The organism is Variovorax glacialis, from assembly GCF_051216375.1.
Classification (GTDB): Bacteria; Pseudomonadota; Gammaproteobacteria; order Burkholderiales; family Burkholderiaceae_C; genus Variovorax.
In genome coordinates this window covers 109,192-124,207 of record NZ_JBPJZT010000004.1, presented here as the reverse complement: position 1 = coordinate 124,207, position 15,016 = coordinate 109,192, and the positions used below count along the sequence as shown (strand labels likewise).

General features: G+C 66.6%; 10 protein-coding genes. 3 read left to right on the top strand and 7 right to left on the bottom strand.

Features of this window, described 5'->3' with window-relative positions; genetic code table 11:
- Window positions 1-106: 106 nt before the first annotated feature.
- The 6 genes from ACSFBL_RS12200 to ACSFBL_RS12175 form a co-directional block, all read right to left on the bottom strand.
- Window positions 107-6,373 carry a hybrid sensor histidine kinase/response regulator gene (locus tag ACSFBL_RS12200; RefSeq protein ID WP_435516047.1) on the bottom strand — a complete coding sequence of 2,089 codons (6,267 nt, stop codon included), beginning with the start codon at window positions 6,371-6,373 and terminating at the stop codon, window positions 107-109.
- A 16-nt stretch (window positions 6,374-6,389) separates the two neighbouring features.
- Complete coding sequence (locus ACSFBL_RS12195; protein ID WP_435516046.1) at window positions 6,390-8,717, bottom strand: methyl-accepting chemotaxis protein; 2,328 nt, start codon at window positions 8,715-8,717, stop codon at window positions 6,390-6,392.
- Between the two features lie 41 nt (window positions 8,718-8,758).
- Window positions 8,759-9,292 (bottom strand): chemotaxis protein CheW, encoded by a 534-nt coding sequence (locus ACSFBL_RS12190; RefSeq protein ID WP_435516045.1) that lies wholly within the window; start codon window positions 9,290-9,292, stop codon window positions 8,759-8,761.
- 22 nt (window positions 9,293-9,314) lie between these two features.
- Window positions 9,315-9,680 (bottom strand): response regulator transcription factor, encoded by a 366-nt coding sequence (locus ACSFBL_RS12185; protein WP_435516044.1) that lies wholly within the window; start codon window positions 9,678-9,680, stop codon window positions 9,315-9,317.
- Entirely contained in the window at window positions 9,680-10,075 is a 396-nt protein-coding gene (locus ACSFBL_RS12180) for a response regulator (protein WP_028249488.1), read from the bottom strand. Before ACSFBL_RS12180 ends, ACSFBL_RS12185 begins: the two co-directional genes overlap by 1 nt.
- Before the next feature lie 79 nt (window positions 10,076-10,154).
- On the bottom strand, window positions 10,155-10,325 hold the full coding sequence (locus ACSFBL_RS12175) for a rubredoxin (RefSeq protein ID WP_081781356.1): 171 nt from the start codon (window positions 10,323-10,325) through the stop codon (window positions 10,155-10,157).
- 110 nt (window positions 10,326-10,435) lie between these two features.
- Here ACSFBL_RS12175 and thiD point away from each other — a divergent pair, with 110 nt between their 5' ends.
- From thiD to ACSFBL_RS12160, 3 genes are all read left to right on the top strand, one after another.
- Window positions 10,436-11,401, top strand: a complete 966-nt coding sequence (gene thiD, locus ACSFBL_RS12170; protein ID WP_435516043.1) for a bifunctional hydroxymethylpyrimidine kinase/phosphomethylpyrimidine kinase — start codon at window positions 10,436-10,438, stop codon at window positions 11,399-11,401.
- Window positions 11,402-11,527: 126 nt separating this feature from the next.
- A complete protein-coding gene (gene hemL / locus ACSFBL_RS12165) occupies window positions 11,528-12,811 on the top strand; it encodes a glutamate-1-semialdehyde 2,1-aminomutase (RefSeq protein WP_435516042.1) in 1,284 nt (427 codons plus the stop codon).
- Window positions 12,812-12,816: 5 nt separating this feature from the next.
- On the top strand, window positions 12,817-13,299 hold the full coding sequence (locus ACSFBL_RS12160; protein WP_435516041.1) for a hypothetical protein: 483 nt from the start codon (window positions 12,817-12,819) through the stop codon (window positions 13,297-13,299).
- A gap of 142 nt (window positions 13,300-13,441) precedes the next feature.
- Here ACSFBL_RS12160 and purH read toward each other — a convergent pair whose 3' ends face one another.
- Window positions 13,442-15,013 carry a bifunctional phosphoribosylaminoimidazolecarboxamide formyltransferase/IMP cyclohydrolase gene (gene purH / locus ACSFBL_RS12155; protein ID WP_435516040.1) on the bottom strand — a complete coding sequence of 524 codons (1,572 nt, stop codon included), beginning with the start codon at window positions 15,011-15,013 and terminating at the stop codon, window positions 13,442-13,444.
- Window positions 15,014-15,016: the final 3 nt, after the last annotated feature.

Below are 15,016 nucleotides of genomic sequence, written 5' to 3'. Positions count from 1 at the left end.
ACTCTTGGTGGGCAGCCACGGAACCGGCTCCGCCGGGCCGTGGGCTGCGCCCCCTGGAAGGGGGTAGGCGGCTACACGAAGTGAGCAAGCCTGGGGGTGAGCCTGGTCAAGCCACCAAGGCCACTGGCACTTCGACGCCGGTGTAGCTTCGCACCAGACGCAGCAGCTCCTCTTCCGAGTAGGGCTTGCCCAGGTAGTGGTTGACGCCCAGCGCACGCGCGTGGTCGTGGTGCTTCTCCGCGATCCGCGACGTGATCATGATGATCGGCAGGTCGGCCAGCGACTCGTCCGCGCGGATGTTGCGCGCGAGGTCGAAGCCGTCCATGCGAGGCATCTCGATGTCCGACAGCACGACCGCCGGGCGCTCCTGCTGGAGCCGTTCGAGCGCCTGCAAGCCATCGGCCGCCAGCGACACGCGATAGCCTTCGCGCTGAAGCAGGCGCTGCGTGACGCGCCGGACCGTGATCGAATCGTCCACCACCAGGATCAGCGGAACCTGCGGCACCGTTGCCGGCACGTGCTGCGTGGGCTCCGCGCTGCCGACATCCTTGCTCGCTCCCTGACGACTGCGCGATGCCTGGAGCTCGCGGGCCTGTTCGCCATGCACCGCGGCCAGTGCGACCGGGTTGTAGATGAGCGCCACCGCGCCGGAGGCCAGCACCGAGATGGCGGCCATGCCCGGCAGCCGGGAAAGCTGCGGCCCGAGGTTCTTGACCACGACTTCCTGGTTGCCCAGGACTTCGTCGACGTGCAGGGCGATCCGCTGCGCGGCGCTTCGCACGATGACGATCGTGTTGGCCTTGCCCGGCGCACGTTCGCTGCCAGCGGAGGACTGGAGCAGCGCACCGGCCCAGTAGAACGGGACCTGTTCGCCGCCGAAGGCGTAGCGCTGGTTGAGGTAGGCCAGTTCGAGATCCGAGGCACCGGCACGCAACACCAGTTCGACCAGGCTCGAAGGCACGCCGATCGACGTCGAACCCGCGCGCATCAACACGACGTGCGTCACGGCGGTCGTCAGCGGCAGCACCAGCTTGAAGACCGTGCCCTGCCCCGACTGGCTGTTCGTTTCGATGCGCCCGCCGAGTGCCGCGACTTCCGCGCGCACCACGTCCATGCCGATGCCGCGACCGGCCAGTTCGGAAACCTGCTCCGCCGTGGAGAAGCCGGGCTGGAAGATCAGTTCGGCCGCTTCCTCGTTGCTGAGTTGCTTGCCCTGCGGGATCAGGCCGAGCGACAAGGCCCTGGCGGCAATGCGATCGAAGTTCAGACCGGCGCCGTCGTCGCGGAAGCTGACCGAGACGTCGTTTCCTTCGTGATGCAGCTCGATGACGATGAGGCCGCTCGGATCCTTGCCGGCCTTCTCGCGCACCGAGGCGTCCTCGATGCCGTGCGCGACGCAATTGCGCAGCAGATGCTCGAAAGCCGGCGTCATGCGGTCGAGCACGCCCCGGTCCATCTCGATCGAGCCGCCGACGATGTCCAGGCGCACCTGCTTGCCGGTGTCTTTCGAGGCCTGGCGAATGACGCGGTACAGACGTTCGGAGATGCCTTCGAACTCGACCATGCGCGTGCGCAACAGGCCGCGCTGAAGCTCGCGGGTCTGCCGCGCCTGGGCGCTCAGGTCGTCTTCCGTGGCCTGCACCGTCCGCTGGAGCGTGCGCTGCACGGTCGCCACGTCGTTGACCGACTCGGCCATCATGCGGGTGAGTTCCTGCACGCGCGTGAAGCGGTCGAACTCGAGCGGGTCGAAGCCTTGCTGCGAATCCTTCGCCTGCGCCAGGCGCGACTGCATCTGGCTTTCGGCCTGGACCTCGATGTCGCGCAACTGCTGGCGCAGGCGGTCGAGGTTGCCGGTCAGGTCGCCGAGCGAACTGCGCAACTGGCCCAGTTCGGCCTCGAGGCGCGAACGCGTGATGATCACCTCGCCGGCTTGTGCGACGAGCCGGTCGAGCAGGTGCGTGCGGATGCGCACCGCCTGGTTCGAGATGGAACGCAGCGGCGTGAGCGCCGATGGCGACGGCATCGCCACCGTGCCGCGTTCCACGACGGATTCGGGCTCGACAGCAGGGGCCTCTTCTTCCTTCTTCTCGATGGCCGGCAGCTCGACGGCGACCGGCAGTTCGACCGGCTTCGGCGCGGGCGCAGCAGCGACCGCGCGTTGCGCCAGTTCGGTCTGGACCGCGTCATCCGCAGCACGCAGCGCATCGAAGGTGGCCTGCAATGCGTCGAAGCGCGTGAGCAGTTGTTCGATCGACTGACGGTCGGCACCTTCGGAACCGAGCGACTCGATGTCGGACTCCATGCGGTGCGCGCGCTCGCCGAGGCGCATCGCGCCGGCCAGCCGCGCACTGCCCTTGAGGGTGTGCAGCGTGCGCAGGGTGGAGGCGCGCGGCGCGCTGACTTCCGGGTGCTGCGCCCAGTCGCGCAGTGCTGCGCCGAGTTGCGGCAGCAGTTCCGCCGCTTCTTCCTCGAAGATCGGGAAGAGGTCGACGTCGACAGCGTCGGCGACATCGATCGCATCCTCGGAATCGTCGAGCGCCACGTCCGCCATCGCATCGCGCGGCACATGGAAAGTCACCAGGCGGCCTTCGACCGGCTCGACGGGCAGTTGCGAGGCTGCGACTTCGCGCAGTGCCTGCAGTGTTTCCTCGGTGGGATCGCGCAGGAAGCCTGCAGCGAACTGATGCAGCAGGCGACGCAGTTCCTCGGCCGCCACGACCAGCACCACGCCCTGCTCCGGCGTTCCACGGCCCTGCATCTGTAGATGCTGCAGTGCCGCTTCAAACAGGCGCGCCATGTTCGACAGGCTCTGGAAGCCCACGGTCGCCGAACTGCCCGCCAGCGAGTGCGCCAGGCCGATCGTCGAGTCGGCAACCCGCTCGTGCGATTCGAGTGCCCATTCGCCGACTTCGGTGGCCAGTTGCCGCGACCACTCGTCGGCTTCGTTCAGATAGACGTTGTAGAGCGCGATGCCGATGCGCAGCGGGCCGATGACCTTGACTTGTTCCTCGGTGCTCGCTGCCGCGGCGCGCTCTGCGACGGCTTCGACCGGCGCCACCGGAGCGGGCGGCTCGATTGCTTCGGCCATGGGTTCGAGCGGCGCCTCCTGGACCACCTCCTCGATCGGTGCGAGCGCTTCCGGCTCGGGCTCGGCGACGGTCTCGGGTTCGATCGCGGCTTCCGCGACGATCTCGACCTCGGGTTCGGCCACGGCTTCCGGCTCGATCGCGGGCTCGGGTTCGATCACGGCCTCCGGGACGATCTCAGGCTCGGCTTCAAGCGCCGGCGCTGCTTCGATCGCGGGCTCTGCTTCAAGCACGGGCTCCGGTTCTGCCTTGGCTTCTGGCTCGACCTCGAACTCCGGCGTCAACGTCAGCTCGAAGGCCAGATCCTCCACGGGCGCCGGAATCTCTTCGGGCGCCGGTGCGGGCACATCGAACATGGCCTCGATCTCGGCGTCCGAGGCGTGCATCGGCGCCGGGATCGGCTCCGACATCGGCTGCGGCTCCGGCTGCGGTGTACGCATCGGTTCGAGCGACGTGTGCACCGTTTCCAGAAAATCGACATCCTCAAGTTCGCCGAGGACCTCCTCGCTGGCCGGCGGCGCCTCGGGCTTGCCATCGAAATCAAGGAAGTCCGTCGAAGCGAATCCGTCGTCGCTGCCGATTTCTTCCTCGCGCTGCGGCTCCTGTTCGACTTCCTCTTCCCGATGCTTGTCGGCATTGTGGAGACCCGACCAGACGGTGGTCTCCTCGGCCGGCGGCGCGGCAGGCTTCGCCTCCTCCACCGGCGCTTCGAAAACGAGCGGCTCCGAATCCAGTTCCAGATCGGGAAGATCCGGCATCTCGGGGAGCGGCAACGGCTCGATCGGCGCAGGCGGCGCCTCGACGATCGATTCCGCGGCGATGTGACGGGCGGCGGCCACCAGCGCATCGGCGTCGGCGACGGGGGCCGGCGGCGGCGCCAGCGGCTCGCCGGTGCGCAGGGCCTCGGCAATGGCGCGGAAAGGCGCCGACTGCCAGGTGTGCGGCTCGCCGGCGGCGATGGCTTCGACCCACTTCGCAAAGTCCTGCAGCGAACTCTTCGTGCCGGCGAGCAGTTCCGGCGTGGCGGGTCGCTGGTCGGCGAGCCAGGTGTTCAGCACCTGCTCGAAGGACCAGGCGGCTTCGCCGAAGTCCATCAGCCCGACCATGCGGGAGCTTCCCTTGAGGGTGTGGAACGCACGGCGGAGCACGGTCAGTTCGCCGCTGTCGTCCGGGCGCGAACCGAGCGCGGAGACGGCGGCAAGGCCGTTGTGCAGCACTTCGCGGGCTTCGTCCAGGAAGATGTTCTGGAGGTCGTCTTCCTCGAGCTCCGTCACTTCGGTGTCGGGCAGCCCCTCCAGCGGCGCGGGCCCAGTGATCTTCGCGGTCCAGCTGGCCGTGGCGCGGCTGAATTCCTCGATCGGTGACGGCGGCGCCTTGCGGTTTCCCGGCCCCGCCAGCGCGGCGAGCTTGGCTGCGATCTGGGCATCGACTTCTTCGACGCTGAGCACCGTGTCGGTGACCGCGACCGGCCCGGCGGCCGAGGCGAAGGACGCGGGCGCCACCGCCTCGGGCAGGCTGGCATCGCTGGCCTGCCGACCCATGAGCGGCTTCAGTTCGCCGATCTCGGCATCGAACACGAAGAGCCGCTTGGCCAGCGCAGGCTGGTAGCTGAGCATGTCGATCAGGAAGCCGAGCGCGCCCAGGTTGTTGCCCAGCGAATCGAAAGCCTGGATCTCGTTTGCGGAAGATTCGTCGGCCAGCAACTGGTCGACGTTCTCGCGCATGCGCTGCACGGTCTGGGCCGCCTGGTCCAGGCCGAGGACCGAGAACACGCCGCGCATCTGCAGCAGCTGGCTCGGCACGGTGCGGAGCAACCCCTTGTCGGTGGGTCGACGGAAGAACTGGTCCATCGACTTTTCGAGTTCGCTCAGGTGGCTGCGGAGCTCGCCGACGACGGTGCCCATCGTCTGGCGGTCGCTGACGCGACGGTACAGCTCTTCCATCCACGGCTCGAGAGGCTCGGAGCGACCGCCATCGCGCGCGCGCTCGATCCGGCCGGCGAGTTGCACGGTACGGGCCGTGAGCTGGCGGTCGTGCGGATCGAGGTCCTCGAAAGCCGCTTCGAGATAGAGAACCGACGTCGCGACTTCCATCGCCAGCTCCGTCGCCGGCGGCTGGCCGGTACGAAGCGACGCTTCGACCGCGTTGTTCAGCGCCTGCACCATCGGCTGACTCGGCGGATGCAGCTTCTGCAGCGATTCGCCGAGCTGCGCAAAGGTATCCGCCACCTGCCGCGTGCGGTTCACGTCGCCGCCCGAAAGCGCCGACCACATTTCCTTGGCGGCCTCGATGCGCTTGCGCGCCTGCGCGAGCACGACCGGATCGAAGCGGCCGAACTGTTCGATCGTGTAGTCGACCGATTGCTCGTTGGCAACGCCCCACGCAACGCGCACCGCGCGGAGGGTGGCGGCCTCGTCGCGCGCGCCGGGCGAAGCCTGCGCGCAGAAGAACAGCAGATCCTGCCCCAGGCGGTCGGACACGGTGTTGTCGCCGCGTGCCAGGGTGGCGTACTGCAGCAGCACGCGCGAGGCGGCGCGCTTCACGTGGGCGTCGGTCGGGATCAGCGCGAGCGCCAATGCCTCGAAGAAACCGGCGGCGAGCGTCCAGAAACTGGCGACGCGCGGCACCGATGCGCCACGGCCAAGCCCCAGGCACAGGGCCTGCAGGCGGCGGGCGGCGTGATCGTCGCCACTCTTGACGACCTTCAGCACTTCGCGGTCGAGCTTCGAGCGGACGGCAGGGTCGTACACCAGCGCGGTCTGGGTGGGCGCGGGCTTGATCTCGACCCAGCGCCAGGTCATGCTCCACAGATCGGCGGGGTGGACCCGTTCGTTGCCGACGAGTTCGAGCACTTCGCGGTACTGCGGGAAGAGCGCGACCGACGAGACGACCTTCCCTGCGATCAACGCATTCAGGAAGTCGGCGACAGCAAAACCTGCACGGTCGATCTTCTGCACCGCGGCATCGGTGCAGCGAAGCGGCTCCGTGACGAAGCTCTGGACCGCGAACTCCATGGCACCCAGCACCAGGGCCGGCGCCGTGTGGCCCACCATCTGCAATGCGCCGACGGCCTGATGCAGCTGCTGCCGCGCGAGGCGCAGCGGCGCGGTGTCGATCTCGGCACCCGGCAGGGCGGCGGACGCGTCGCGGGCAAAGCGCCGCAACGTCTTGCCCACACCTTCGAGCGATTTCTGGATCTCACCGAGCACCCAGGCCAGCGGCCCAAGGTCCTCGGTCGCCGGCGCGTTGCCGGCTGTGTGGGCGGTGGCTGGGCTTAAGGTCGACACGTTGGGCGCTCGGCGTTCAGGCAATCTTGAAACGAGACACGGACTGACGCAGTTCCTCGGCCATGTGCGAGAGCTCGCGGACCTGTTGCGCGGTGGTGCGGGTACCTTCGCCGGTCTGCTCGGTCACGGCGAAGATGTGCTGGATGTTGGCTGCCACCACGTTGGCCGAATCCGCTTCGCGGGAGGCGGATTGCGAAATCTGTTCGATCAGCTCGGCGAGGCGGCGGGACACGCGGTCGATCTCGGACAGCGCGGTACCGGCGTTGTCGGACAGCTTGGCCCCTTCCACCACACCCTGCGTGGACCGTTCCATGGCGCCGACCGCGTCCTGCGTGTCGGTCTGAATCGCCTTCACCAGCGCCGAGATCTGGCGCGTCGCGTCCGCGGAGCGCTCGGCCAGTCGCTGCACTTCTTCTGCCACCACCGAGAAGCCGCGGCCGGCTTCACCAGCGGACGCTGCCTGGATGGCGGCGTTGAGCGCCAGCACGTTGGTCTGCTCGGTAATGTCCGAGATCAGTTCGGTGATTTCGCCGATCTCCTGCGACGACTCGCCGAGGCGCTTGATCCGCTTGGAGGTTTCCTGGATCTGGTCGCGGATGGAGTTCATGCCGCCGATCGCGTTCTGCACGGCTTGCAGGCCCGACGATGCGGCTTGCAGCGACTGGCGCGCCACAGTGGCGGACTCTTGCGCCTGCGAGGACACGCCGTTGATGCGTTCGGCCATCGTCAGCACCGACTGGCCGGTTTCGCGAATCTCGCGGAGCTGTTCGGTCGATGCGGCGAGCAGTTCGGTCGAGGTGCTTTCCACCTGCGACGTCGTCTGTGCCACGCGGGTTGCCGTGTTCTGCACGTTGCCCACCAGCAGGCGGAGTTCTTCGACCGTGTAGTTCACCGAGTCGGCAATGGCGCCGGTGATGTCCTCGGTCACGGTCGCTTCCTGCGTCAGGTCGCCTTCAGCGACGGTCTGCAGTTCATTCATGAGTCGCAAGATGGCGGCCTGGTTGGCGGCGTTGACGCGGCTGGCGTCCTCGCTGACCCGCTCGGCTTCGACGCGATCGCGTTCGGCGGCAGCCGCACGTTCACGGCCTTCGCGCACCTGCACGAAACCGATCGCGCCGGCGAGTGCCAGGGCGGCCAGCGACAGCACGAAGAGCATCACCACCGTGCCAGCGCCCAGGCCGGTGCGTGCGGAGAGCTTTTCCTGCAGGTCGCCCAGGGACGTGCGCAGGGGTTCGCTGTCGGCCAGGATGGCGGCTTGCGCTTCGCGTGCGGCGACCAGGCCCTGCAGGTTGCCCAGGATGGCGCCGGCTTGCGTGCGGGTCTGTTCGTAGGTCTTCAGGATGGCTTCGAGCTGCTGGCGGGTCTGCGCATCGCGCGTGCCGGGCAGGCGCTGCTGGGCGCTACCGTCGAGCAGGCCTCGCGTGACTTCCTGGAAGGTGTTCAGGTCCTTGCCGAGCAGGAACACGGCATCGGGGCTCACGCCTTCGACGGTGAGGAATTCGTTGGCCGACTTGCCGATGCGCTGCGTCAGCATCACCAGCTGGCCGGCAGCCGAAATCTCCGGCAGCGTCGCGTTCTGCTGCATCTTGAGCGAGGCCACGGTCTCGGTCATTTCGAGCAGGTCCGACGACTGGCGATTGATGTCGCGCAGCGCGTTGCCGACCTGCGTCAGGATCTGCTGCTGGGCCAGCACGGCCTTGGCGCTCTTGTCGGCACGCTCGACCAGCGGCGTGATCTTGCTCAGTTCCATGTCGTACTGGGTGCCGACGCGTTCGAGCTTGAGGGCGTCGTCGCCGTTCGAGAGGCCCTGCACGCGGCGGGTCAGGTCGTCCGAGCTGTCCTTGACTTCCGCAAAAGCCGCGACGTTGCCGACCAGCGCCTGCGACACCGATTTGGCGAGCCGCTGCGACTGCATCAGCGACTGGCCGGTGGCAGCCACCTGCTGCGCGAGGCGTTCGGCGCGAAGGATGGCGGAGCCGGCCACCAGCAGAAGCAGGAGCACCACGCCGGCCAGTGCCATCGCGAGGATCCGCTGCTGGCGCGCCGGACTCGAACGCTGCGAGCGCCTCGTCCGGCTGGCACGCGGCGCGGCGGATTCGGCGACCGACGCCGCCGGCTCGGGCGCCTGCTCCGCGGCCTGTCCCACGGTCGCATCGGTTTCGGCGTCGGCCGGAAGGGCGGTCGATTCGGGAGACGCATCCCTACGTATGAGCACTGTCTTCTCCTCGGGCTGCAAGGTTTCGACATTGTCCAGCGTCAGGGCTGCAGCGCTATCGGCGCCCACTGACACGCTGCTGCCACTCACGGGCAGGAATTTCTTGAACTTGTCGGCGATCGAGCTCACGGTCGGTCCTTCAGGTGGTGGGTCGGTGCAAGGCGGTCCGCTCAGGCGCCGATGCTCAAAAATTGGGGTTGCTGCGAAAGCGCCTGCAGGTTGATTTCCTGCCAGCGCCCTCCCGCCGCGTCGGTGTAGGCATGTCCGTGCCAGGCTGGCGCATCGCTGGCCGGCGGCTGCGATGCGACGAAGGCGTCCACGCCGCGCAGGCCGACCAGCCGGTCGATCAGCAGCGCGCAGTTGACTTCGAGCAATTCGTTGAGCGCAACGAGCCGGGATTGCGCGCGCGTCGTCTCGCTGGCCGCGGGCGCTGTCGCCGCGCCGGAGGCAAAGGTCGAAAGCTGGACGACGCCGTAGAGTCCGCCGCGCAGGTTGGCCACGCCGAGGAACCAGGGCTCGGTGTAAGGCACGTGCTGCGGAGGTGTCCAGGGAAAGATTTCGCCTGCATGCCCGAGCGGGAACAGGTAGTTCGATTCGCCCGCCTCCACGGCGAGCCACGATGCGGAAACGCCCGAGGTGCGGGCCGCCTGGAGGCGACTGGCGAGCCGGGACTGGAAAGCGCGGAGAGCGTCGCGGTTGGCCATGGACGGAGGGCTGCTTGCGCGATCAGGCCAGCGCGCTGATCTTGGCCATCAGCTCGGCCGCGTTGACGGGCTTGACGATGTAGTCGCGGGCGCCTTGCCGCATGCCCCAGACGCGATCGGTCTCCTGGTTCTTGCTCGTGCACAGGATGATCGGCACCGCGGCGTACTGCGGATTGCGTGCAATGGCACGCGTGAGCTGGAAACCGTTCTGACCGGGCATCACGACATCCATGAGGATGAGGTCGGGCTGCTCTTCCTCGAGACGACGCATGGCGTCGTCGGCGTTCTCGGCGGTTTTCACCGAGAAGCCGTTCTTCTGGAGGAGGTCGGTCAGAAAGACCAGTTCGGTCTTCGAGTCATCGACCACGAGCACTTTGCGAATTGGCATTACTGCGCTTCCTGAACAATACCGAACTGCTCCACGGCGTGGAGCAGCTGATCCTTGGTGAAAGGTTTGGTGAGATAGTCCTGCGAGCCGACCATGCGGCCGCGCGCCTTGTCGAAGACGCCGTCCTTGGACGAGAGCATCACGACAGGCACATTGGAGAAATGCGAGTTGCGCTTGATGATGGCGCAGGTCTGATAGCCGTCGAGGCGCGGCATCAGAATGTCGCAAAAAATCAGGTGGGGCTTGTGATCGTTGACCTTGGACAGGGCATCAAAGCCGTCCTCGGCCAGCAGGACTTCATGACCGCCCTGCTTGAGGAAGATCTCGGCACTGCGCCGAATGGTGTTGCTGTCGTCGATGACGAGCACCTTGTAACCGGATCCATTCGCGCTCATTCGCACCGCTCCTCTTGTGACACCTTGATGATCACTGCACTCCCTCGGGAGCGCAGGAAGCGCGGCCCTATGCCATGCTTCAGATCTCAACCATTTCGAAGTCTTCCTTGCGCGCTCCACACTCGGGGCAGGTCCAGTTCATCGGAACATCAGCCCATGCCGTACCGGCTGCAATACCATCTTCCGGCACGCCCACCGATTCGTCATAGATCCACCCACAAATCAGGCACATCCAGGTTTTCGTATTCATCGCAGCTTAAAGTCCCTGTTCATCAAATGCAACGATCGTATCCAGACGTATCCTCAATTCCCGTGAGAATCGTCTCAGATATGCCACCATCCGGTGAGCCCTGATTGGGTATGAACACTTCTTTACTACCAACAGAGCACGATCACAAAGTGAGCGATCTTACCGACCCCTCGAACCCCGAAGACACCGCAGAGAGCGATCTGAATCCGCCGTGCGTGCTGGTCTTCAATGCCAGCGACCCCAGCGGGGCGGGTGGACTGGGCGGCGACGCGCTGGCCATGGCTTCGGTGGGAGCCCACATGCTGGCCGTCGTGACCGGCGCGTACGCGCGCGACACCGCGGAAATCTTCGATCACTTCACATTCGACGAAGAGGCCGTCGCGGAGCAGGCTCGCGCGATCCTCGAAGACGTCGAAGTGCAGCTCATCAAGATCGGCTTCGTCGGTTCGCCGGAGAACCTGAGCACCGTGGCCGAGACCGCCACGGACTACCCCGAGGTGCCTGTCGTCGCTTACATGCCCAACCTCTCGTGGTGGGAAGACGCCCAGATCGAGGCCTACCTCGACGCTTTCCGCGAACTGGTGCTGCCACAGACCACCGTGCTGGTCGGCAACCACAGCACGCTGTGGCGCTGGCTGCTGCCCGACTGGAGCGGTGAGCGCCCTCCCACTGCACGCGACATCGCGAAGGCTGCGGGCGAGTTCGGCGTGCCCTACACGCTGGTCACCGGGCTCGTGCTGCCCGAACAGTTCATCGACAACGTGCTGGCATCGCCGCAATCGGTGCTCGCGAGCGAAAAATACGAAAGGCTCGATGCCGTGTTCGCAGGCGCCGGCGACACGCTGTCCGCCGCGCTGGCTGCGCTGCTGGCCAGTGGCACCGATCTCGTCGCGGCCACCAGCGAGGCGCTGAGCTACATGGACCGGTGCCTCGATGCGGGTTTCCGACCCGGCATGGGACACGTGCTGCCCGACCGCCTGTTCTGGGCGCAGCCCGAAGACGACGAGGACGAAGACAATGGCGACCCCGCCTCCCCGACCGACTTTGCCTTGCCGCCGCACGACACTCGGCATTAAGTGTTGCTCGCCCCCAGGCTGCGCGCACTGCGTGTCGCTTCGCCTACCCCCTACCGGGGGCGGGCCGGCCGCTACGGGCGGCCGGGCGCGGCGGCCCTCGCTTGCTTGAATACCGATTGACGACCGATGAACACTGATCAGAACGACATTCTTTTTGAGCGCGCGCGCGCTGTGATACCGGGGGGCGTGAATTCGCCTGTTCGGGCTTTCAAGGCGGTGGGAGGGACGCCGCGTTTCGTGAAGCGCGCGCAGGGGGCCTGCTTCTGGGACGCGGCGGACAAGCGCTACATCGACTACATCGGGTCGTGGGGGCCGATGATCCTGGGTCACGGGCATCCTGCTGTGGTCGAAGCGGTGCAGCGTGCCGTCACCGAGGGCTTTTCGTTCGGGGCGCCGACGGAGCGCGAGATCGAGTTGGCCGAAGCGATCCTTGCGTTGGTGCCGTCGATGGAGATGGTACGGCTCGTGAGTTCGGGCACCGAGGCGGCGATGAGTGCGCTGCGTCTCGCGCGCGGCGCGACGGGACGAAAGTACATCATCAAGTTCGAGGGCTGCTACCACGGGCATGCGGATGCGCTGCTGGTCAAGGCGGGATCCGGCCTCGCGACTTTCGGCAATCCGACTTCGGCCGGCGTGCCGCCCGAGGTGGTCCAGCACACGCTGGTTCTTGAATACAACAACCTGTCGCAACTCGAGGAAGCGTTCGCGCTCCACGGTCAGGACATCGCGTGCCTGATGATCGAGGCGATCGCGGGCAACATGAACTTCGTGCGCGCCAGCGCCGCTTTCGCGAAGCGTTGCCGCGAGCTTTGCACGCAGCACGGTGCGCTGCTGATCTTCGACGAGGTCATGACCGGCTTCCGGGTCGGGTTGCGCGGCGCGCAGGGCGTGCTGGGCATCACGCCGGACCTGACGGTGCTGGGCAAGGTGATCGGGGGTGGCATGCCGCTCGCTGCGTTTGGCGGCCCCCGCGCCATCATGGAACAGCTTGCCCCCCTGGGGCCGGTCTACCAGGCCGGCACGCTGTCGGGCAACCCGGTGGCAACGGCCTGCGGCCTCGCGACGCTGAAGGAAATCGCCAGACCCGGCTTCTTCGAAGCCCTGTCGAAGAAGACGCGCTCCCTCACCGATGGCCTGAAGGCCGCGGCGGCGGCCGAAGGCGTGGCATTCAGCGCCGACAGCGAAGGCGGCATGTTCGGCTTCTTCCTGCTCGATGCGCTGCCGCAGAACTACACGGCCGTCATGAAGAGCGACGGCGCGAAGTTCAACAAGCTGTTTCATGGCCTGCTGGACCGCGGCGTCTACATCGCGCCGGCCTTGTACGAAGCGGGTTTCGTAAGTTCGGCGCACAGCGAGGACGACATCGCCGCCACGATCGAAGCCGCCCGGCAAATCTTCAAGACGCTGTAGTCCCCATGAAGTTGCCAACGCTCCTGGCAGGCGCGAGCCTGCTCCTGCCCGGCCTTGCCCTGGCCCAGGTCGACATCAGCCAGGTCTGGATCAACCCAGGCTTCTACTCTCTGCACTTCGACCGCGACAAAGGCCTCGAAGACTTCAACCCCGGCCTCGGCATCGAGTGGCCCATCGACAAGACCTTCTCGCTGACCGCCGGCGCCTTCCGCAACAGCGATCGCAAGCACTCGAACTACGCAGGCCTCTACGTCATGCCCTTCGAGTTCTACGGCGTAAAGCTCGGTGCCGTCGTCGGCGGTTTCGACGGCTACCCGATGACCAACAACGGCGGCTGGTTCGCGGCGCTCATCCCGACCGCAGCCATCGAAGGCAAGCACTGGGGACTGAACATCGCGATCATCCCCAGCATCAAGAACCGCCTGTACGGCGCCATCAGCTTCCAGCTGAAATACCGCTTCTCCGACGGCACCAACGAGAACCCCTAGCCGTCCAAGTTCAGAAACACCGCGGATCCGGCTAAGCCGGTCCGCCGGTGTTGCCCCCGGCAGGGGGTAGGCGTAGCGACACGAAGTGCGCGAAGCCTGGGGGTGGGCGACAGAGCCCGCGAAGCCTGGGGGCGAGCAATAGCTAGTGCCGAAAGTGCCGAACGCCTGACAGCACCATCACCACGCCGCGCTCGTCGGCGGCGTCGATCACTTCCTGGTCCCGCATCGAACCACCGGGCTGGATCACCGAGGTCGCACCGGCATCCACCACCACGTCGAGGCCGTCGCGGAACGGGAAGAACGCATCGCTCGCGACGGCCGTTCCCGACAGCGACAGGCCGGCGTGCTGCGCCTTGATGCTCGCGATGCGGGCGGAGTCGAGCCGGCTCATCTGGCCGGCGCCAACGCCCATCGTCATGCCATCCGCACAGAACAAGATCGCGTTGCTCTTCACGAACTTCGCGACCTTCCATGCGAACAGCAGATCCTGCAGTTGCTGCGGCGTCGGCTGCTTCTTGCTGACGATCTTGAGCTCGTCGATCGACAACTCGCGGTTGTCGGCGGTCTGCATGAGCAGGCCCGATCCGATGCGCTTCACGTCCACTGCATTGCGGCCGTTGTCCCAGTCGGTCTTGCCGCCGGGCGGCAGCGCGATCTGGAGGATGCGCACATTGACCTTGCTCTTGAACACCTCGAGCGCCTCAGGCGCATAGCCGGGCGCCATCAGCACCTCGACGAACTGCTTGCTCACCGCCTCCGCCGCCGCGCGGTCGAGCGGCCGGTTGAAGGCGATGATGCCGCCGAAGGCCGAGGTCGGATCGGTCTTGAAGGCCTTGCTGTAGGCCTCCAGCGGGTCCTTGCCGGTCGCGACGCCGCAGGGATTGGCGTGCTTGACGATCACGCAGGCGGGGGTGTCGAAGCTCTTCACGCACTCCCAGGCCGCGTCGGCATCGGCGATGTTGTTGTAGCTGAGCTCCTTGCCCTGGAGCTGCGTCGCCGTCACCAGCGAGCCGGGCGCCGGGTACAGGTCGCGATAGAACGCGGCCTGCTGGTGCGGGTTCTCGCCATAGCGCAGGTCCTGCAGCTTGACGAAGCGGCCGTTGCTCTGCGCCGGGAACAGCGCGTACTTGCCGTCTTCCTGGATGCGCGAGAGATAGTCGCTGATCGCGCCGTCGTACTGGCTGATGCGGTTGAACGCGGCGACCGAGAAGGCGAACTTGGTCTTGTCGCTCAGCTTGCCGTCCGCCTTCAGCTCGGCGAGTGCCTGCGGGTACTGCGACGCATCGGTCAGCACGCCGACGTCCTTCCAGTTCTTGGCCGCGCTGCGAACCATGGCGGGACCGCCGATGTCGATGTTCTCGATGGCGTCTTCCAGCGTGCAGCCGGACTTCGCGACCGTGGCTTCGAACGGATAGAGGTTCACCACCAGCAGGTCGATGGTGTCGATGCCGTGTTCCTCGAGCGCGGCCATGTGGGCCGGCAGGTCGCGGCGCGCCAGCAGGCCGCCATGCACCTTGGGGTGCAGGGTCTTGACGCGGCCGTCGAGCATCTCGGGAAACCCGGTGTGCTCCGCCACTTCCGTCACCGGCAAGCCGGCGTCGGCCAGCAACTTGGCGGTGCCGCCGGTGGAGAGCAGCTTGACGCCCAGGCCATGCAGGGCTTGCGCGAATTCGAGGATGCCGGTCTTGTCGGAAACGGAGATCAGTGCGTTCATCAG

Excerpts from the sequence above, each read along its gene's own strand:
- ACSFBL_RS12190 (WP_435516045.1), bottom strand. The coding sequence starts at position 9,292 with ATGGCCAACCGCGACGCTCTCCGCGCTTTCCAGTCCCGGCTCGCCAGT.
- ACSFBL_RS12180 (WP_028249488.1), bottom strand. The coding sequence starts at position 10,075 with ATGAGCGCGAATGGATCCGGTTACAAGGTGCTCGTCATCGACGACAGC.
- hemL (WP_435516042.1), top strand. The coding sequence starts at position 11,528 with ATGAACACTGATCAGAACGACATTCTTTTTGAGCGCGCGCGCGCTGTG.
- ACSFBL_RS12185 (WP_435516044.1), bottom strand. The coding sequence starts at position 9,680 with ATGCCAATTCGCAAAGTGCTCGTGGTCGATGACTCGAAGACCGAACTG.
- thiD (WP_435516043.1), top strand. The coding sequence starts at position 10,436 with ATGAACACTTCTTTACTACCAACAGAGCACGATCACAAAGTGAGCGAT.
- purH (WP_435516040.1), bottom strand. The coding sequence starts at position 15,013 with ATGAACGCACTGATCTCCGTTTCCGACAAGACCGGCATCCTCGAATTC.
- ACSFBL_RS12160 (WP_435516041.1), top strand. The coding sequence starts at position 12,817 with ATGAAGTTGCCAACGCTCCTGGCAGGCGCGAGCCTGCTCCTGCCCGGC.
- ACSFBL_RS12175 (WP_081781356.1), bottom strand. The coding sequence starts at position 10,325 with ATGAATACGAAAACCTGGATGTGCCTGATTTGTGGGTGGATCTATGAC.